The sequence below is a fragment of the Klebsiella sp. CN_Kp091 genome, assembly GCF_040065095.1.
GTDB lineage: Bacteria > Pseudomonadota > Gammaproteobacteria > Enterobacterales > Enterobacteriaceae > Klebsiella > Klebsiella aerogenes.
The window spans coordinates 24,157-44,757 of record NZ_JBEAIO010000040.1 but is presented as its reverse complement, the minus strand read 5'-3'; the positions used below and the strand labels follow the sequence as shown (position 1 = coordinate 44,757).

The 20,601-nt window shown below is 52.7% G+C and carries 18 protein-coding genes; 8 read left to right on the top strand and 10 right to left on the bottom strand.

What is annotated here, in order from left to right; all coding sequences use genetic code 11:
• Positions 1-43 precede the first annotated feature (43 nt).
• Both ABLV17_RS15760 and ABLV17_RS15755 read right to left on the bottom strand, forming a co-directional pair.
• A complete protein-coding gene (locus ABLV17_RS15760) occupies positions 44-853 on the bottom strand; it encodes an inositol monophosphatase (protein WP_087859732.1) in 810 nt (269 codons plus the stop codon).
• 116 nt (positions 854-969) lie between these two features.
• Positions 970-1,926: a LacI family DNA-binding transcriptional regulator gene (locus tag ABLV17_RS15755; protein WP_161801926.1), complete on the bottom strand. Its 957-nt coding sequence runs from the start codon at positions 1,924-1,926 to the stop codon at positions 970-972.
• Between the two features lie 481 nt (positions 1,927-2,407).
• Between ABLV17_RS15755 and ABLV17_RS15750 the strand changes: the two genes are divergently transcribed.
• From ABLV17_RS15750 to ABLV17_RS15725, 6 genes are all read left to right on the top strand, one after another.
• Positions 2,408-3,481, top strand: coding sequence for a catalase family peroxidase (locus ABLV17_RS15750; RefSeq protein ID WP_308957835.1), 1,074 nt, complete (start codon positions 2,408-2,410; stop codon positions 3,479-3,481).
• On the top strand, positions 3,478-4,062 hold the full coding sequence (locus ABLV17_RS15745; protein ID WP_113372999.1) for a cytochrome b: 585 nt from the start codon (positions 3,478-3,480) through the stop codon (positions 4,060-4,062). The genes ABLV17_RS15750 and ABLV17_RS15745 overlap by 4 nt, the downstream gene beginning before the upstream one ends.
• Positions 4,063-4,394: 332 nt before the next feature.
• Entirely contained in the window at positions 4,395-5,741 is a 1,347-nt protein-coding gene (hdcC, locus tag ABLV17_RS15740) for a histidine-histamine antiporter (RefSeq protein ID WP_047039186.1), read from the top strand.
• 34 nt (positions 5,742-5,775) lie between these two features.
• Positions 5,776-6,912, top strand: a complete 1,137-nt coding sequence (locus ABLV17_RS15735; RefSeq protein ID WP_015369839.1) for a histidine decarboxylase — start codon at positions 5,776-5,778, stop codon at positions 6,910-6,912.
• Positions 6,913-7,028: 116 nt separating this feature from the next.
• Complete coding sequence (hisS, locus tag ABLV17_RS15730; RefSeq protein ID WP_113373000.1) at positions 7,029-8,297, top strand: histidine--tRNA ligase; 1,269 nt, start codon at positions 7,029-7,031, stop codon at positions 8,295-8,297.
• A 112-nt stretch (positions 8,298-8,409) separates the two neighbouring features.
• Positions 8,410-10,233, top strand: a complete 1,824-nt coding sequence (locus tag ABLV17_RS15725; RefSeq protein ID WP_348854358.1) for an ATP phosphoribosyltransferase regulatory subunit — start codon at positions 8,410-8,412, stop codon at positions 10,231-10,233.
• A gap of 32 nt (positions 10,234-10,265) precedes the next feature.
• Here ABLV17_RS15725 and ABLV17_RS15720 read toward each other — a convergent pair whose 3' ends face one another.
• The 8 genes from ABLV17_RS15720 to ABLV17_RS15685 all read right to left on the bottom strand — a co-directional run bounded on the left by ABLV17_RS15720 (position 10,266) and on the right by ABLV17_RS15685 (position 18,643).
• Positions 10,266-11,933: a Wzy polymerase domain-containing protein gene (locus tag ABLV17_RS15720; RefSeq protein ID WP_348854357.1), complete on the bottom strand. Its 1,668-nt coding sequence runs from the start codon at positions 11,931-11,933 to the stop codon at positions 10,266-10,268.
• Position 11,934: 1 nt separating this feature from the next.
• On the bottom strand, positions 11,935-12,474 hold the full coding sequence (locus tag ABLV17_RS15715; protein ID WP_087859738.1) for a fimbrial protein: 540 nt from the start codon (positions 12,472-12,474) through the stop codon (positions 11,935-11,937).
• A gap of 9 nt (positions 12,475-12,483) precedes the next feature.
• Positions 12,484-13,548 carry a fimbrial protein gene (locus ABLV17_RS15710; protein ID WP_087859739.1) on the bottom strand — a complete coding sequence of 355 codons (1,065 nt, stop codon included), beginning with the start codon at positions 13,546-13,548 and terminating at the stop codon, positions 12,484-12,486.
• Positions 13,545-14,150: a fimbrial protein gene (locus tag ABLV17_RS15705; protein ID WP_113373002.1), complete on the bottom strand. Its 606-nt coding sequence runs from the start codon at positions 14,148-14,150 to the stop codon at positions 13,545-13,547. The genes ABLV17_RS15710 and ABLV17_RS15705 overlap by 4 nt, the downstream gene beginning before the upstream one ends.
• Before the next feature lie 11 nt (positions 14,151-14,161).
• On the bottom strand, positions 14,162-14,938 hold the full coding sequence (locus ABLV17_RS15700) for a fimbria/pilus periplasmic chaperone (protein ID WP_308957831.1): 777 nt from the start codon (positions 14,936-14,938) through the stop codon (positions 14,162-14,164).
• 26 nt (positions 14,939-14,964) lie between these two features.
• A complete protein-coding gene (locus ABLV17_RS15695) occupies positions 14,965-17,436 on the bottom strand; it encodes a fimbria/pilus outer membrane usher protein (RefSeq protein ID WP_308957830.1) in 2,472 nt (823 codons plus the stop codon).
• Between the two features lie 40 nt (positions 17,437-17,476).
• Positions 17,477-18,025, bottom strand: coding sequence for a fimbrial protein (locus ABLV17_RS15690; RefSeq protein WP_213793542.1), 549 nt, complete (start codon positions 18,023-18,025; stop codon positions 17,477-17,479).
• Positions 18,026-18,094: 69 nt separating this feature from the next.
• Positions 18,095-18,643: a fimbrial protein gene (locus ABLV17_RS15685; RefSeq protein WP_015369827.1), complete on the bottom strand. Its 549-nt coding sequence runs from the start codon at positions 18,641-18,643 to the stop codon at positions 18,095-18,097.
• 645 nt (positions 18,644-19,288) lie between these two features.
• On the opposite strand from ABLV17_RS15685, the gene ABLV17_RS15680 reads away from it, so the two are divergent.
• Positions 19,289-20,077 (top strand): winged helix-turn-helix domain-containing protein, encoded by a 789-nt coding sequence (locus ABLV17_RS15680; RefSeq protein ID WP_087859743.1) that lies wholly within the window; start codon positions 19,289-19,291, stop codon positions 20,075-20,077.
• Between the two features lies 1 nt (position 20,078).
• Complete coding sequence (locus ABLV17_RS15675; protein ID WP_045391971.1) at positions 20,079-20,597, top strand: hypothetical protein; 519 nt, start codon at positions 20,079-20,081, stop codon at positions 20,595-20,597.
• Positions 20,598-20,601: the final 4 nt, after the last annotated feature.

Sequence of the window (20,601 nt, the reverse complement as noted above, 5' to 3'; positions counted from 1 at the left end):
TTGTGTAGGGTACATAATCAGAAACAGCCCGAACCTGTAAGGGTTAATGTAATGGTTGAAGGATCATCTTTTGTAGTTGGGGATACAGCGTTTGGCTGGCCAGCAGGAGGGGATTACCATGGCGAATCCCCTCTTGCGCCAGAAAGTCGTTGGCGACTCCCCCCGCTTCGCGCATCAACACCAGACCGGGTAAGGCATCCCACGGGTTCATGTGCGGTTCGTAGTAGCCAATCAGGCGCCCGGCGGCCGCCCATGCGCTCATCAACGCGCCGGAGCCATTGCGGATGAACATGCCGCCATCGCTGAGCAGCGCGTCAAGAAAAGGCAGGAACTGCGCCGGCGTCACCCGATGCGACGTTCCGACGCCCATCACCCCTTCTTTGACCGTTGCTGCGGGATGTGGGCGGATTGGCGTCTCATTGAGCCAGGCGCCATGGCCCCGTAGCGCGTGGAACAGTTCACGATGATTGGGATCGTAGACGACGCCAACCACCGGCTCGCCGTCAACGACGATCGCCAGCGACAAGCACCAGGTATGCAGCCCATTCAAAAAACAGCTGGTGCCATCAATGGGATCAACCACCCATAGCACCCTGGCGTCCGGCATCTGCGTACCGCTCTCTTCGCCGAGAAAACCATCCTCCGCAAACGCGTCAGTAATGCGCTGCTTAACAAAGGCTTCTACGCGTTTATCGGCCACGCTCACCACGTCCTGTAGGTCATTGCCCTTATGCTCTACCGCCAGCGCCTCGCGCTGCTGATAATATTCGAAAGCCAGCTCGGCACCCGCTTTCGCCAGCTCGCAGGCCAGGCGATAGCGGGCCTGTAGCGCAGAGGAATCCAGTGATGTCATCATTTACTCCTTTTGCACACGTGTGCAATTTTATTTAAAAAAGCCCCGAAGAGCGCAGTGAGTGTGGATGGATTTTAGCGATAATTCTGTGATCGATTCATCATAAAATGAATTTTTCATTTAGCGCTATTACGAATTATTAATTTCACAGCAACTTCACGGTGACGTGAAGGTTGATTGAATTTGGCGATCCGGCTGACCAGCATCTCCACCGCGTGATAAGCCAACTGCGTGGTATCCTGCTGGATAGTGGTAAGTTGATAAGGCTGCCACTCCGCCTGGGGAATATCGTCGAAGCCAATAATCGCCGGCAGGACGGCTGCTGGATTATCCGCTCGTAGCCCATCCATCGCCCCAATCGCCAGCATATCCGTGGCGCAAAACAGCGCCTGCAATCCTGGCCTTTCCGCGGCGAGCCGGCGAGCGGCCGCAAAACCGGACTGATAACCGCCCGTTTCGCAGAAATGCGGCGTAACAGCCAGCCCGCTGGCATGGCGGATAAAACCCTCGTAGCGCTGACGGGTACTGAAATTGTCACGATTTTCGCCAATAAAACCGACGTCCCGGCACTGGCCTGCGTGCAACAGCTCAGCGGCCAGTTTCCCGCCGAGCGCGTTATCGCTGCTGACGCGATCGCAACCGGGAAGCTCAGCGTGACGGTTGATAAGCGTAACGGGAATTTTTCGCGCAAGATACTCCTCAGCCAACTCCAGCGGCGGCGCGCCGGAAGTGATAATGACGCCTGCGACGTGGTAGCTGAGAAGATGTTTTAGCGAAGGGGCTAACTGCTGCGGATCATCGGCGTTCATCAACAATGGCATAAATCCATGCAGCGCCAGCTGGTGGATGAGCGGCGCCAGCAGTTTACTGCGAAAAGGGTTATCGAACCCCGAAGTGATGATGCCGATAAAGTTGCTGCTGCCGGTGTTCATCGTACGGGCGATGATATTGACCTGGTAGCCCAGAGCTTCCGCGGCGGCCTGCACTTTGGCGCGGGTTTTCGGCGACACCGAGGCCCCAGGCGTGAAAGCGCGGGAGACGGCTGAACGGGAAACGCCGGCAAGCTTCGCCACGTCTTCTGCTTTAATCCATTTTTTATCGTTCATCACTTTGATTTTTCAGTGAAATTTATCCAACATAGATATATAGCTCAACACATTACCCTCGTCACGCTGTAGGCAATGTATTCCGAGACCACTTTGGCTTTCACTATACCCTGAATCGGGTCGGTGATGCCCGTCATCCAGCGCGGATAATGACATTTTTTATTATCACGTTAACTGCACAGAAGTATAAACTTTTCGTGATATTGTTTCTTTCGTTCGCGCACCAATTATAATTATTATCATGATAATTCATGAAGAATAAAAATGCGGTTAAAGAAGAAACACAACCAACTAAATTATAATAAACACAATCTTCCCCAGCACATACAAAAATATAGCGACAACGTCCACACATCAATAATGCCCCTGTATTTTCACGATATTAACTGCATTATTTGAAATAAAGTAAGCGTGATGTGGAATAAAACTTAATAACAGGAAAAGGTCTATGTCAAAACTGGATTTCCGATCCCCAAATACCTGGCGCGCGCTGGCGTCCATCGCGGTCATCGTCGGGGCAACGGCGGCGGCATTCGCCTGGACCTCAGGCTGGCTGGGTTCGCGAACCACCAGCCAGTCATTAGTCCCCGATCCAGACAAGCCTTTTCCTGCCGGGTTTCGCCGGGCACACGGCAAAGGGATCTGTTTTACCGGGACGTTCGAGCCAGCCGCTCCAGCCGTTTCTTATTCCACCGCGCGGCTCTTTTCACAGTCGAAAACCCCCGCTGTAGGGCGATTCTCCATTGGCGCAGGTAATCCACACGCGGCTGATAATTCAACGAAAACCCTGAGCATGGCGCTGCTACTGAAAACGGACGATCAACAGCAATGGCGCATGGCAATGAACAACGAGCCCTACTTCGCCACGCGAAACCCGGAGGGCTTTCTTGCCATGAAGAAGGCCACCGCCGTCGACCCGGCCACCGGTAAGCCCGATCCGCAACGTCTCGCGGCATTTTTACAGGCCTACCCGGAAGCCGGTAAATATTTGCAGTGGGCGGCGCAAAAGCCAGCGCCAGGCGGCTTTGCCGGGGCGACATTTTTCAGCATTAACGCGTTCTATCTTGTGAACGCTGACCGCCAGCGCCAGCCCGTACGCTGGATGATGCGGCCGCACGATCCATTTGTCTCTATCGCTGATGAACAGCGACAGAAAGCCGACCATAACTTCCTGTTCGAACAATTACAGCAGCGGCTTTCTCAGCATCCTATTTACTGGGATTTGGTATTGCAACTCGCCCAATCTGGCGACGCGGTGGATGACCCTTCGCAGCCATGGCCAAAGGATCGCCAGCAGGTCGTCGCCGGTACGCTCAAAGTCACCCAACTCGTCGCCCAAGCCGAAGGCGCCTGCCGTGACGTTAACTTTGATCCCTCCATCGTGCCTGCTGGAGTAGAGGTCTCTAACGACCCCGTCTTAAATGCGCGCTCTGGCGCCTATTCGCATTCCTGGAGCCGTCGCGAACGGGAAATTGGCTACGGCAAAGCAACCGAAGCCGTGCAAAAACAGGAGGTTAAATGATATCGAATAAACCTGACCAAAGGCGCGCGCCGCAGCATTTCAACCTTCTGGCGAGATATCTGCATTGGCTGATGGCAATCATGATCCTGGCCATGCTGTTCATCGGCGCCGCTATGATGACTTCATTACACCATCGCATTTGGTTGGTGGATGTACATCGGCCATTGGGGATCGCTATTTTGCTGCTGGCGCTCATTCGCCTGGCCAACCGGTTTTATAGCCGGCCGCCACATCTTCCTGCGGAGCTCTCACGCTGGCAGGTGCTGGCGGCAAAAGCGTCACACTGGGCGCTATACGCGCTGATGCTGGCAATGCCATTGCTTGGCTGGGCGCAACTGTCGGCTGCGGGCGTTCCGATAGTTATGTTTGAAGGACTTAACCTTCCGGCCATTACCCCGACCAGCCCGGCGCTTTTTGCCTGGTTTCACGACGCCCATCGCCTGTTAGCTAAACTGCTCTTTGCGGTGGTGTTGCTACATCTCTCGGCGGCATTAGTGCACGCATGGATATTCCGCGACGGCGTGTTTGCTAGCATGGCGAAAAGTACCAGCCGGTCCAGTAAACCACCTGCTGAGCGGTGAAACTTAATAACAAGATGCGTTGAAATAAAGATAAAGGGGCTTTTGCCCCTTATTTTTTGCATCCGAAAAATCAGCAGCCACTCACTGTAGCGCCCGCCTATAAAAATTAGCCCGTCCGTTATTTACTGCACAATCACCACTGACCTTGATGATTAAATAAAAAAGGGGACGGAGTGAATTACCCAATCACTGTTTAAAAACTACACAGAAATTAATATATATTCGCGCATATCATTTTCAAAAAATGATGTAGATCATATTCCCGCACCTACCCTGTGAAAAAATGCGCTTAATAACCAAGTAAGCATTTACTTAATACAGAGGGGATATATATGGGAAGCGTCAGCGCGGGTACTGCGCAAAAAATGGGGTTAACGGCACTAACCCTTGTGACCGCATCAAATATGATGGGTTCCGGTGTTTTTATGTTGCCGACCAATCTCGCCGGAGTGGGATATATTTCACTATGGGGATGGTTGTTTACTATTATTGGCGTAATTGCGCTGGCGTTGGTTTTCGCTAAAACCAGCCTCATTACCCCTCGCGCAGGAGGGATCGTGGCCTATGCCAGCGATGCGTTTGGCCCTTTCATCGGGTTTCAGACGACGGTTTGCTACTGGATCAGCGCCTGGATTGGCAACGTCGCGCTCCTCGTCGCCGGGGTCGGCTATCTGAGCTACTTCTTCCCGGCGCTGCATAATCCGGTTTACGGTTGTATCACCGCTATCGCGATTCTGTGGGCATTTATTGCCTTAGGCAGCCTGGGGGCTAAAACGGCCGGGCGCGCGCAGTCCTTCACCGCCAGCTGCATGCTGGTCGTGGTGCTGGGTGTGGGCATTGTCGGCTGGTTCTGGTTTGACCCGAAAATGTTCTCTGAAGTCTACAACGGGACGGGCAACAGCGACAGCTCAGCCATCGTCTCCGCGGCCTCCATTGCGCTGTGGGGTTTCTTAGGGGTGGAATCCGCCGTGGTCTCCAGCGGACAGGTGGAAAATCCTGAACGCACGGTGCCTCGCGCAACCGTATATGGTCTGCTGATTGCCTCCGTATGTTACGTCGGTAGCTGTACCGTTATCATGGGCCTGGTTCCCCACGCCGAACTGGTCAAATCTGCCGCCCCATTCGCCGATGCGGCACGCTATATGTTTGGCGATATGGCCGGCAACATCGCCTCCGCGCTGAGTATTATCGCCTGCTTTGGCTCCATTTCCGGCTGGTTGATTCTACAGTCAGAAGGGCCGCGGGCCGGGGCGAAACAGGGGTTATTTCCGCAGGTTTTCGCCGAGACCAATAAAAATGATGTCCCGATGAAAGGTCTGATTATTTCTGGCGTGCTGATGAGTCTGGTGCTGTTACTGACGGCTTCCCCCGATCTCGCCAAACAGTTCCAGGTGGTGATTCTGATGTCGGTATTTGCCTCCCTGCTGCCTTATATGTATGCCATTATCGCGCTACCTATCATCATGGTTTCTAAAAAGCTCAACCGTGGACGTGGCTTTATGTTTTATTGCGTCCTGACTGTCATCGGTATGATTTACAGTATATTCGCCCTGCTCGGTTCGGGTACTGATTCCATTTTCTGGGGCACAATTATGATGATGGTAACCATTCCTCTGTTTTCTTTTGTCGCGGCCGGACGTAATAAAAAAGGCCAGGATATTCTTTACCTTCAAAAATAATATTTTATTCACCAACATAAATATGGAGATTCATATGTCTTTATCTATTGCCGATCAAAATAAACTCGATGCATTTTGGTCATACTGTGTAAAAAATCGCTACTTTAATATTGGCTACCCTGAATCTGCTGATTTTGATTACACCATGCTGGAGCGTTTTCTGCGTTTCTCAATTAATAACTGTGGTGACTGGGGAGAGTACTGTAACTATTTACTCAACTCTTTCGACTTTGAAAAAGAAGTCATGGAGTATTTCTCCGGCATATTCAAAATCCCCTTTGCGGAAAGCTGGGGCTATGTCACCAACGGCGGCACAGAAAGTAATATGTTTGGTTGCTATCTGGGAAGAGAGCTGTTCCCGGAAGGCACGCTCTACTATTCAAAAGATACTCACTATTCCGTCGCTAAAATCGTCAAACTGCTGCGTATCAAATCGCAACTGGTGGAATCTCAACCAGACGGAGAAATGGATTATGACGATTTAATCAATAAAATCAGGACCTCAGGCGAACGCCATCCTATCATTTTCGCCAATATTGGCACAACGGTACGCGGCGCTGTTGATAATATCGCTGAGATACAGAAGCGTATCGCTGCGCTGGGGATCCCACGTGAAGATTATTATCTGCATGCGGATGCCGCGCTAAGCGGCATGATCTTGCCTTTCGTGGAGGACCCACAACCCTTTACCTTCGCGGATGGTATCGATTCGATTGGCGTTTCCGGACACAAAATGATCGGCTCCCCGATTCCATGCGGCATTGTGGTAGCCAAGAAAGCCAACGTCGACCGTATCAGCGTAGAGATCGACTACATCTCCGCCCACGATAAAACGATTTCAGGGTCACGCAACGGTCACACCCCTTTGATGATGTGGGCCGCCGTTCGCAGCCATACCGATGCCGAATGGCATCGCCGCATTGGTCACAGCCTCAACATGGCGAAATACGCCGTGGATCGCTTTAAAGCAGCAGGTATTGACGCGCTGTGCCACAAAAACTCCATCACGGTGGTCTTTCCGAAGCCTTCTGAATGGGTATGGAAGAAACACTGCCTGGCAACGTCCGGCAACGTGGCCCATCTGATCACCACCGCTCACCACCTGGACAGTTCCCGGATTGATGCGCTGATCGATGACGTAATCGCCGACCTGGCGCAACGGGCGGCATAAGAGTGAGCAGCGGCAAACTGCCGCTGCTCGCTGGACAATCTGGTGGGTTGCAGCGCCAACCGGAACCCGCCAGACCTGCACAGTATATGGGAATTTCGCATCAGGAGTCATAAACGATGAGTGCAAAGTTAAAAGCCATACGTGGTATGCGCGACGTACTGCCCGCCGAAACGCCAATCTGGCAATGGCTTGAAAATAAATTCCGTCGTCTGACCTACCGTTATGGCTACCAGGAGATCCGCTTACCCCTGCTGGAACCGGTCGCCTTATTCGAACGTGCTGTTGGCGAAGCCACAGATATCGTTGCCAAAGAAATGTACAATTTTACGGATAAAAGCGGCGAACAGATTACGCTGCGTCCCGAGGGGACCAGCGGCTGCATGCGTGCGGTGCTGGAAAATAATCTGTGTTACAACAAAACCCAGCGCCTGTGGTATCAGGGCCCGATGTTTCGCTATGAACGCCCGCAGAAGGGACGACTGCGTCAGTTCACGCAGTTCGGTGCTGAAGCCTTCGGCATGGCCGGGCCGGACGTCGATGCTGAAATGATTTTTATGGTCCGGGATTTGTTCCAGGAGCTGGGCCTGACCCCACATGTCAGGCTGGAAATTAACTCCCTGGGCACGCCGGATGAACGGCGGGCGCATAAAGCCGCCCTTGTTGACTGGTTTAATGCTCATCGTGAGCAATTGGATGAAGATAGCCTCAAACGACTGGAAACCAATCCATTACGTATTCTCGACAGCAAAAATCCGACCATGCAGCCCATGCTGGAACAGGCGCCACGATTGCTGGATTACCTGTTCGAAGACTCCCGTCGCCATTTTTCGCTACTCTGCGAACTGCTCGATAAGGCCGACATCCCCTACACCATCAATCCGCGTCTGGTGCGCGGGCTGGATTACTACACCCGCACCGTGTTTGAGTGGGTGACTGATGAACTGGGTTCGCAGGGTACCGTCTGCGGCGGTGGCCGCTACGACGGCCTGGCGGAGTTATTCAATCCGAAGGCGTTGCCAGCCTGCGGTTTTGCCATCGGTATCGAACGCCTGCTGCTACTGATTCAGACCGTCAGCCAGAAAGATAATCCGTTGTGGCATTTTCACCCAGACGTGGTCATTACCAGTGAATGTCAGGATGATGGCCTGCGGGCCCAGATGCTGGCGGAGCTTCTGCGCCAGCGTATTGAGAAGTTAAGCGTGATGGTGGATTGCAGCGGCAACAAACTTAAACGCCAGCATCAAACCGCCCTACAAAGCCAGTGTCGCGCGATAATCACGCTGAATACCGACAATGAGATACGGCTATGGGACCTCGCCAGCTCCCGTCAAATGTCGCTCGAAGAGAAAGCGCTCATTGACTGGCTGCAACAGCACTGTCAGTAAACACGTCCAGATTGGGTACCGTGCGGCAGGACGGTACTCGTCGCGGCGCTTATCCCGCCTTCAGCATTTCACCCTGACACACAGCGAGATCCTTAAGCAGAGAACCGTGGACATGCCGAGAAAAAACAGATTATTTATTCCGGGGATGCCGCATCTGGCGCAGCTTCGCGGGCATAATAGCGAGGAGTTATTCCGCCACGAGGAGGATTACTCAACCTTCGAACGGTGTATGCAAGACGCGGCGCAACGTTACGCCGTGTCTATTCACAGTTGGTCACTTGCCGTTCCACGTATCCTGCTGCTGGTCAGCGCTCCGGATAAACAGGCGCTGAGCCGTTTTATTCAGCATATCGGACGCAGCTATGTGCCTTATTATAATCGTCGTTACCAACGGCATGGCGCGTTGTGGGACAGCCGCTACCTATGCAGCCCGCTGGAACCTGAAACCTATTTCCTGGCCGTAAAACGCTTTATTGAATGTGACGAAGACGGGAGCCCGGGGTGCCATAGTCACGGTAATCTGCCTTCAGGTTTGATAGTTCCTCATCCTGCCTGGCTCAAGCTCGGTGAGAATGAGCAACAGCGACAGGCCCACTTCCAGGAGTTCTGCCGGCAACCGGTCAATCGGGCGCTGGTGACCAGAATCCGCCATGCACTGGCGCAAAATTGCCTGCTCGCCTCGCAAGCGTTGAGCCAGCAACTTGAAGCCCAGATGGAAAGGCCGCTGCGGGCAAGACATTGCGGCCGCCCGCGTAAATATGAATCCTCCCCGTCAGAACAGTGGACCTGGCTGGAACTTCAGGCTGAACAGTTTCTGCGCCAGCATGGCTATCAACAAATCAGGTTACCCTTACTTGAACATACATCGCTATTCGCCCCAGGCGGCCCGGTGATGGCCGACAAGGGAAAATTACGTGGCGATGGGACAACCGAATGTCTACGCCTGATGGCCGATAACCCTCATACCGCAGTAATGAGCCGGATTTGGTATTCAGGCGCCATGTTCCGTCAACGCTCCCTGGATGGAGATATCCGGCAAAATCATCAAATTGGCGTCGAAGCATTCGGCATGCCGGGCGTTGATATCGAACTCGAGCATCTGGTTATGCAGGCGGTTTTCTTCAGGCGTATTGGCCTCGGTGAAATGGCGGAACTGCATATTAATATGCTGGGTGACGAGGCCTCGCTGGCGGCTTTCCGCCGGGCGTTACGCGATTATTATCAGCCCATCGCGCATTTGCTGAACCCGGAGCAGCAGCACTGGCTGGAGAAACATCCGGAGTGGTTGATCCATCATGAGGATATCCTTCTTCAGCGTCTTGCTCCTGCGGCGCCCTGCCTGGCGGATTTTATTACCGTTGACTCCCGTCATCGGTTCCAGCGCCTTCAGCACGCCCTGACCCAAGCCGGTATTGCCTGGCAATACGATCCTGCGCTGTTTCCCGCCAATGACTATTGTCAGTTGGTCTTTGAATGGCGCAGCATTGCCATGGAGCGCGAGTTAATTATCAGCCGTGGCGGCCGATACGACGCCTGCGCCAGCCGTATTGCTGAAAAACCGGTTTCCGCCTGCGGTTTTGCATTCATGATGGAGCCGATTGTCACTCTGCTCGGTTATCGTCCCCAACCCGCCAGAGCGCATCCGCCGACCGACATTGTGATTATTGCAGGCCAGCCTCGTGTGGCTGCTAAGGCAATGCTGCTCGGGCGTAGCCTGCGTCAGCAATTTCCCTATTTAAGCATCATCAACGACTGCTCTCCCCAACGAATCAGCACCCGCTATAAAAATTCCAGGCGCCTGGGGGCGAGATTTATTCTTGAAATCGAAGGCGACGGAGAAACGGTTATCCTCTCTGATTCACGGGACCATCGTATTAAGATTTGCACGCTTGATAACATCACCGATCGGCTCGCGCAGGTCGTTCTGGCTCAGTAATGGGCGTGGGCCGATAAGAGGATTTGCTTATCTCACTCCATTATTTGATTAAAAGGACGTCGCGCATTCTGCAGCCATGGAATACGCCTATCATTCGGGTATAACAGACAAAAGCGCGTCGCCAGACGATGCGCCTCAGCCAGATCTCGCAGCTGTAAGGCCAGCAAGATCTGCGTGAAGGAGACATTCGGGTCCGGTTGAACACGCACATAGTCAGGCGCCCAGCGGCGAACGGCTGCCAGCCAACGCTCATCACGGGTATGTTGATATCGTTGTAGATACCCCATCTGGACATCAAACCGGTAGCGAGTGGCAAGCAGCCAGCCTCCCACAGGGAGAGATTCGGCCAGACGCCACTGTGTTGATTGTCGCTCCGCCAGCGTCAGTTGCTGCTGCGTATGCAGCGTGAGAAACAGCAATGGTGTGATGACAGCAACCGCGATCAATGCCACAGCACGCAACAGCGTCGCCAGGGTGAACGGCAGCCGTGCCCCCTTTCGCCTACAGTCTGCGCAACGAAGCAACAAAATCAGCAGTAGCCAGTGTGGCGTTGACTGCCTGACGGGGTATTCCGTCAACATATGGATAACGACGGGTAGCGCCGCCACCAGACAGGCGCGATGCCAGCGATTGCCGTATAGCCAGAGCCATAAACCACTCGCCATAAAACAAAGCGCCCCCAGCAATCCAATCAGCCCTCCCTCCACCAGCCACAGCGCCAGTTCGTTATGCGGATGCGAGATGCTGCTCAGCCCCAACGGACCCGCGCGTTCAAGAAACACGGCGGCGAAACTGCCCACGCCCCATCCTGCCCACGGACGTTCGGCAAATAATGCCAGCGATGCTTTCAACACCGTCCAGCGCACCTGGGAGGTCGTCAGGTGATTAACCGTCACCACCGACAAGAAATGGCGGGCAAGCGCGCCCGCAATCATGCCTATCGCCAGCGGCAGCAGAACTAACAGCAGCGTACGGCGCTGCGCAGGAAAAACCGCCAGCAGCAAGGCCTCGCCTACCGCCACAGACAGGTAACCGGTTTGCGACTGAGACTCATGCAGTACAAATCCCATTAGCACCAGAGCAATCGCGATGATAATTCGATATCCGCCACGTAGCCGTAAAAAGAGCAATGCTGACAGCAGCACGCCACACGCCGTGAAGCTGGCCATCAGATTAACCTGCTGAAAAATACCGTACGGGCGCGTACCGCGACGCCAGGCAAACTCCCAGTAATTCACCCCCGGCCAATGCCAGTACTGATAAGTAAACGCCAGACATTCGAGGACACACGCGCCCCAGAGCAGAGCCAGCAGTACTGTCAGCGTGTTTGTCGTAAGCGGAATTTGCAACGTCGCCAAATAAACAAGCACGCCTCCCAGCAACGCCCCCGCGACCAGTAGCGCCTCGGACTGCCAAACCTCAGGCGTCAACAGACAAAGCAGCGTCAGAATGAGCGCCCCCATCGTAAACCCAGCTGCGGGTATAGTTATCCGCCAGCGTTGACGAGGTACCAGCATCAATGCGCTAGCTGCCAGCACAACGGCATAAATCCAGGCCGTAATATTTAGCGGCAACGACAAACCGCTACCGCCGTTATTCGGCCAGTAGAGATGCATTGCCCCGCCCCAGAACAGCAGACTGACAACCAGCAATACTTTCTGCGCCGGCAGCGGCGCAATACGATGCAATGTGTTCATCATGCTACTGGTAGTTCAGCGTCCAGGTCCCGCTGGCGCTGAAGGGGCCGTATTCGAGAGTCTGATTTTTTATCGCCGACGGTTCCGCCGCGACCCATGCCAAAAAGTTCAGCGTCATCGAGCCTTCAGTAATCTCTTTGACTGACGTGCTTTCATCAAGGCGGATTGCCGTACCATCCTCTTCGCTCATTCCAATGCCGATTCCGGAGGCGCCTTGTTCACTGCTATCCAGCGCCAGATGATCCGCCAACTCCGCATCCTCACGCCCGCTGAAAGTGACCGAGATCCCGCGAAAAACCTCCGGGTTGCAGTCGCGTAACTCAATGCTGAATTTTTTCGGCTTACTGCGCCCCGAGAGATAGAGATCCTGCGTCGCGATTTGCCCGAAATCGACCTCGATTTTGTCGCCTCCTGGCACAAGGCTGCAGGCCAACGCTCGAATGGTGCCGTGAAAATACATATCGCCGCCGACCAGCTTAGTGTCGGCCTGCGCCAAGCCGCCAAGCAGTAGCGCGCTGGTCGCGATTAACGCCGTAAATCTCATGGCATCCCCCTACTGAAACTGCGCGACAACGGTGGCAGAAGCTTCAAACTCACCTTCTTTAACGCTTCCCACGCCCGGTTTTGCCACCGGCGCGGCGGTAAGATTCCAGTCGCCCTGATTCTGGTAAAAACCCTTCACGTTGTAGAATTGATTGGGCACGACGGTGCCGCCGCTCGCGTCTTTAATCACAATGCCAAGGTCGTCGCGTTTTTGGCCACCGCTCAGCGTGCCGAGGAGATGATCGTTAAACCCCGCCGTGCCTGACGCCGTGGTAGTTTGTACGCCAAGATTAATGTTCAACGCGCCCTGATCGAAGCTCCCCCCCTCGCAGACCACATGAATGGGGATCGACTTGCTGTAGTTGGTGCCGTTGAGCCGGGCGGCGGAGCCTGGCAGATCGCCAAATTCAATGCTGATTTTGTCTCCCCGATTAAAGATGCATTTGTCCGGTACGGTAATGAGCCCGGATTTAATGACCACACGGGAAATTGGCGTTGTCGGCGTAGGTCCCGCGTTGCCCAGACGTCCAGCAACCTCCACCAGCGACTGAGAGGTAATATTGATGCCGTTAATAATGGGTTTAGTGACAATAAACGTCACTTTCCCTTTAGAGCCACTTTCAATGTTAGTAGCTCGCTCGTAGCCTTTGCGCTTTTTGCAGTTATGGTCGTTGTAGCGATTCGAAAAGTTGGTGAACGGCGCCTGAACATAGTTGTTATACCGCCCGGCGACCCATACCTGGACTTCCACATCCAGGTACTCATTCAGACGAAAACGGTTCGCTCCCTGATTAGAAGGCGGCATGGTGGTCGTGGTTGTGTAGTAAATCGGCTGTCGCGAGATGTCGGCCTGCTCACAATGAAAATCCACGACATACCAACTGCCCAAATTCCAGGTGAACGGATCCGTTCTGCCGCCCTCGTGGTTTTTGCTGACATCCAGCGAGCTCAGTTCAATATCGTACTGATGCGGCGAACCGCCCTGTGGTTCTCCCTCTCCGAGGGTAAATGCCTGCCCGGCCAGCGGACAGCCCGCCAGGGCGACCCACAGCAGTGCTTTGTGCAATACGCTCATAGATACTCCAGCTTAAGTCTGACCAGACCGTTAAAGTCGCCAGCGGTCACCTCCTGCCCAAAAGATTCTAGCGCGGCAAGAAAGTGAATCGCGTTATCGCCCGGTTTGAGGATCCACATGCGTTGCGGTTGATTCAGATGGATCAACTGGTTGCGTTCGGTCAGTAGCCGAATGCCCGCGCCGCGCACATCGCCGCGAATCCGCCCAAGATCGCTGTTTTCCGGCGCGCTTTCGGCCATCAGAGTCATCGAAACGCCACGCTCCACCGTACTGTGCGCCAGCTCAGGGAGCTCGCTGGTCTGCCCAGGGAAATCCTTTAACGTGTGCCCGGAGCCTTTTAAGCAGCCATTCAGGTGCAGCGTCACCAATACCGGATCGCTGCGATCGCCGCTCTGGCGAAAGCGGCTGGCGGAAATATCGCCGAGATCGATGGTCTGATCGCGTGAAGCCATATCCAGCACGCACGGCGAAACGAATACCCGGCCATGAAAGCGGACGTTGCCATACTCGCCGGAAACGTTGCTCATATCATGGCGGCCGCTTGTGGCCTGAACCGAGCAGGCCATGCCTGCCATCAGCAGAGCGCAAAGCATCTTTTTCATTTACGAGTCCTTTACCGGGGCTGTTGCTCCATCGGCAATGCTTTACACACATTGCCTGTACAGCTGAATTTCAATTCAGGGTGACCGCCAAAATCGTTCACGTACATCATGCTGAACTGGCTGACGCTGGCATCCGAAACCTTGAAATCGAGGGAGGATTTCGGCGAGATCATAATCCCCGGGAAATCAGTCAGCCTGCCGCCGCCCTGGGCTTCAGGTTTGCGGCTTAAGCCGATTAAGGTGACGAAGTATGGCGTTGGGTTATCCACGGTCCAGCGCTGACCCTGTTTGTGAAAGGTCAGTTGGTTTTGCCACACGGCCCCCGGCGTTTCCGGCACGATAGCTGTCGGCCGATAGAACAATTTGATCCGCGACTGCATCGCCAGCTGCAGTACGTTCGGCTTATCCGGTTTTGGCGGAATTTCACGCACGTTCAAATAGAACAGACTCTCGCGATCCTGTGGCAACGCGTTAACTCCGCTGGTTTTCGTCACGCGGGCGATTCCCTTCTGCCCACCGTTAATCCGTTGCAGCGGCGGTAAGACCATTAATGGCGAGGTAATTTTTGTTCCGTGGGCGTCCTCTACCCACGACTGAGCCAGAAAGGGAATACTCGGGCTGGTGTTGGTTAAGTTCGCACTTACCGAGCGAGCATCACCGGTGATAATCATGCGTGTACGGTCGAGCGCAATACCCGCCCACGAAGCATTGATCTGGGCAATAAAAAACAGGCCACAGGCCACGGGTTTAAGCCAACGGCGCGCGAAATTAAGAGATTTATTATTCATGACAAAATTCATTCAGGTTATTGATATTATTCACAAGGCAACAGCACGTTACCTTCCGGGTTGATTTGTTGCGGCACCTGTAAGTGACACTGCGCACGACCAGCCCAGGCAACGGAAAGACGCTCGGACGGATTCACCCCCGCAATCCAGGCCATGCCGTTTTCCATCACCATGGCGACGCTGACGCCGTTGGCGTTAAACACTTCGGCGCCAAACGGCGGCACCGAGCCATCCTTCAGGCGCAGCAGCGCCATCATTTTTTGCCCCTGCGCGACGGCAAAGCGCTGGTAGCCAATGGCGCCTTCCGTCAGGGTGTTAGTCACGATCGCTTTGGTCGCGGAAATGTCCTCGTCCATGGCGTCCACATCGATACGGGTATCAAAGCTGTGATAGCTGACGACGTCCGGTACGACGGCAATACCGAAACGATTTGAGTGCGCCTGTTCGCCGTTAAGCGGCACATTGGCAACGCCATCGGTATCAACCATCACTCTGGCGGTATTCATTGACGCCTGGCTGTTATGTAACGCCGCGCCGTGACGCGTCGCCGTTAAGCCGCCGCGTACCGTGCCGCCAACGGAGAAATAGCGTGATTGCTGCCAGCTGACGTTGGATTCCAGTTCCGCCATCATGCTGCGGTGCTGGTAATAGCCATCAAATGCCGTATGACCTTCCCCGGAAACCCCTGCGCGCAAGCGCCACGGATTGTTGCGATCGCGGTTATCGGAATACGAAACCATTTGGCTGGTCTGGTTACCGCTGTTCTGTAATTCATAATCCATAGAGCGGCCATCGCCCCATGGCACTGAAATTGAAAGCGAGAGACTGTCGTCCCGTTTGCCCTGATACTCAGAGCGATAAGCCGCAAGGTTGGCGCTGATCCCCTGGATACCCGCGAAGGAAAAACTGTGTCCCATCGATAACCCGTAACGATCCTGGGAACCGCGATCCCAATAGTTCTGGTGGGTATAGGTGAGGTAGAGCGTGGTCGCTAAATGCGGATCGTCAGCAAAAAAGGTTTTGTTGCCGGTAACGGTGTACATCTCTTTTTCGTTGCCGGCGCTGTTGTTACTTTCATACTGCTCGTCGAGAAACTGCGAGAAGGTGCGGAAGTTACGCTGTGAAAAGCGGTATCCGGCAAAGGTAATCGCGCTGTTGTACTCATCAAAGGTTTTGGCATAGCTGAGCTTAAAGGACATGCCTTTTTGTTCAGCCTGATGCTTCACCCGACTCACGGATTGCGTCGCATCGGCCGACAGCGCTCCCAGCCAGCTTAAATCCCGTCCAATCCCCATCGACCAGGCGTTGTAGCGCTCGCCGGTGAGCAACGCGCCCCCGTACAGTGACCATGCATTGCTCACCCCCCAGGAAAAATCGCCGCTATAAAACGCAGGGCCCTGAACGTCGTGGTTATAACGCGATGGCTTGCCGACCGCGGCGTTGTAGCGAACATAGCCCGGGCGCGTCAGGTAAGGAATATCAGCCGTATTGACCTGAAAAGTTTGTACGCTGCCATCCTGCTCCTCGACCCGCACATCCAACGTACCGCGTACCGAACCGTGCAGATCCTGAATATTAAACGGCCCCGCAGGAACGGTGGTTTGATAGATAACACGGCCCTGCTGACTGACGGTGACCTTCGCATTACTGCGGGCGATGCCGTGCACTTCAGGCGCGTAGCCCTGCAAATTTGGCGGCAGCATACGCTCGTCGCTGGCGAGGTTGACCCCGGTGAAGCGCACCGAGTCAAAAACCTGAGAATTCAGATAGATTTCACCGACCGTCAGTTTTGCAGCCTGCATTGGTAACGGGCGATATGCATAGATCTGATCCCAGTCGATACGCCCATGATTATCATCTGAAGCGTAATTGGCCTGATACTGGCCCCGAAAACGCCATGCGCCGAGGTTAAAACCTGTCTGCCCATAGCCGGACAGCGAGCGATAATGATCGCCACCCTGCTCGTAATGCGTGGCCTGCCCTGAGATGCTGTAGTCAAAAATCAGCCCGGCGACGCCGTTATCCCAGCGCTCCGGCGGCGTCCAGTCTGGGTCGGTATATTTCATCCATGCCTGAGGCACGGTAATGTCCAGCACGCCTGCGCTATTATTCAGCGCCACACCCGGCAGGCGGGAAATGTCATAGCAGGTTGCGCTAATGGGATGAATATGGGTCAACGCCTCTTCTTTTAGCGCCAGTAACTCGAGTTGTTGCGCCGTCAGACACGCCATAGATTTATGTGAGTTGGCAGGATCGGCGATATAACGGATTGACTGTTGAGGAATCTCCTGGCTGTTTATACGAACATCCAGCAGATATTCTCCAGGAGCCACAAAGTTGCCTTCGGAAAAACGCTGTAAATCGACATTATGCCTGTCGCTGGCATCCAGTACGTCGGTATTAAATTCAATGGCCTCATCCGCTTCAGCCCATGAAGCGGCGCAGACCAGAGCAATAAATAGTGCCAGACGTTTTTTATCTGTTTTCAGCGTGATCATTTTCGTTCGCAACCTTCAGATACCCGAATTGCAGTGCAGCTCAGAGATAATTCACAACAAAATGCGTGACCGCAGTAAATTCGCCAGATGTCATTCTTCCGTCGCGGGAGATCAAATAAGCCGTAAACTTGAGCGTATTTTTTCCTGGGTTAAGTACATAGTCCGGTGATGGTTTGCCCAGATGAATTTGCTGCCCTTTGCTGTCGTATATTTCTATCGCTAAATTTTCAGTTTCCGATTGCACGCTCAGATAATCTGGATTGTCGCTATCGGGGGCGCCGGAAAAAGTAATATTGGCGCGTTGAAACAAATTACCGGGGTTTTGAGAATCCCCTAGTGAGCATCCCAGCAAATGAATGCTGAAATCATGCGCAGATACTTTTTCAGGTGTTCCGGAAATATCTCTGGCTGAGAGGTCATCAAATTCAACCAGTAGCGACCGGTCGCGCGGATCGACATAACAAGCAGCCTCAATAATATTTCCCCGCATACGCATTTTTCCGGGCGTACTGACAAGACGTTGAGTGTCAGCCGAAACCCATGCAGGCGATATGAAGATAAAAAGCAGTAAAATACGCCATCCAGGCATAACCGCATTTCCTTTCAGTTATTCGCAGGAAGGGTTAAGCAGGCGCGTTAATGCGCCCGCTGCAGATCGTTACTGATAATCGATCTGGAAATTAACGGTAGATTCAAAATCACCCGGAGTTACCGCTGCAGATGCGTTGTTTGCCTGCAGGTAAGCGACGAAATCAATGTCGGTTTCGCCATCGGTAATGTTGACCTGAGAGGCAGCTTTACCCCACTCAACATCCTGGTTGCCGCTGTCAACCATACCGATGCCTGCGCCCTTGGCGGTACCAGAGGTGAAGGCGGCTAGCGCGTTGTTGTCTGCATCAATCGTTGCCGGGGTATAAGTCACGGTAGCGGTTTTTGCGACAGTCGTATCGCAACCCTGCAGAACGATTTTGGCATGTTTAACGCCAGCACGTTGGTTGTCTTTTAACTGAGAGGTTGGGATCTCGCCAAAATTCACCTGCACCGGGCTGGATTCTGGCGCCAGACCACATGCGGAATTAACAAGAGAACCAGTGAAGTGGATTTTACCGTTAGTCGGTTCAACATTCTTTGCAGCGAAAGCAGAAGATGCAGTAAAAGTCATTCCCGCCATCAGCGCACAGGCCACAGCCACGTTTTTCATTTTCATATTACTACTTAACCTTATATCTGTGTTTTGGTTATTTCGACGATCTATTTCCACAGACAATTCCTGTCCGGGAAAGCCCGATCTCGCGGTGGCGGCAGCGCATATCCTTGCAAACAATCCATCTCAAGCCGCACCGTATTTTGAAGTTCATTGGTATTCCATCAGAAATACCGTCCACAGTCGTTTACGCTGTTTCGGGGCTTATATTAAGTCGACGAAAAATTGACACAATGCCAAAATACGGAATCAATCAAACTCAGGAAATCGTGTTGCTTTCCCGCCTGCAGATCGATCTTTTACCTAAAAATCAGCCAAAAAACACGCAATCAACAGTGTTAATGTCTATTATTTATAGTTTTTATAGAGTTTTTAACTATCAACTATTTTTTAATTTAGAACAGATAACTGGCAGAATATATTTATAAAATATTTTTAAAAATTGAAAGGGATACCAAAAGTGAGTGCTGACAATAAGATAGTGAAAGAAAGGAAGGAGAATGAATGATGACATAAAGAATATTAAAATATTGTTATGTAAATGATAATAAAGCGATCTATGGCACAGCCTCTTTTTATAAATGAATTATGTTATGCTGTTGCTTCCCCCACTCGAATGCGAGATATCCTGCTTTAAAGGAGACATCAGTGATTTCTCATATACCAATAAACAAAATTAAATCCGTAATTATTGGTGATGGTTTAGTTTTCAGACCACTTAAAAATACCCTAAAAGACGTGGCATCTGGTGAAATAGCTACATTGAATAATGTGGCCACACAATTACTGCTCTATTTGTTGCAAAATGGTAAAGAGATATCTTCGCGCGATGAAATTCTGCTGAATGTTTTTCAGCAGAATGGCGCCAGAGCGACGGATGCGAATCTTAACCAGCACATTTCATTTTTGCGTAAAGCCATTACGTCAACAGGTCATCCTGCAGAACTCATCGTTACCATTCCTCGTATTGGATTTCGGATGGGCGACGTCAATATCAATATTCAGCAAATGGAAGAAGCGCAAACGGCCGCCAGAGTTGCCTATGTTGCATCGACGCCGAGGAGAAAGAAACCAAACCGGTGGCCTGTCGCTATCACAGCGTTAATTACCAGCATCGCCGTGCTGGCGACAGCGTGGTTAACATGGATACCCAATCATATCGCCATGACGGACGCGGCTATCTTGCGCACCATCGACTACGAGCAATGCCGTGTACATATATTAGGAAATGCCCTCACAGACACGATAAGCGAAAAGAAAGCGCTGGATATTTTCAAGTCCGTGGGGATTAGCCCCAACTGCTCGCACCCTAAAGATCTGTATCTTAATACCTGGGCGAGCAACCATAACCTGGTTGATTGGTCGTTTGCCGCTGAATGCGGCCTCAACCTCGGCTATTACCATTGCATCAGCCAGTATCGCCATCATGAGGAATGATATGAAGCAGGAAAGCGATCACTCTTTTTTACTCTGGTCAGTCGTAATCGTCATTATTGGGCTGGCAGCAATCGCTTATTTGATTATCACTGGGAATGCTAAAAAACAAGAAATCAGTTTTTCCTGCTCCTCGGAATTCACGTCGATACTCGACATCCAGAATACCAAAAAGGAACTCCACGGAATCATGCTGATTACCAGCTACAACTCCGGGCACCTTTCATTATCAGTGCAAGGAAAGCTCAAAAGCGATGACGGCGAGTTTGCTGTAAACCGAAAATTGTTCTTTCGGTATGCTCGTCCGCTTGGACATACTGCCGGCGTTTTCATGCTCACTCCCGAGGGACGCGAAAAATCCCCCGATGATGAAGCAACGGACGCTGTCGATTACCTCTTCTTCGACGCTTACGAACGTGCCGACAAGCTGTATATGTTAAAGCGGCTGAATGAGGAAACGGTTCTTATTGGCGATAACTTTTCACCCCGCTTTGCCTGCGTAATGAATCACTTTGCGGATTAATCAC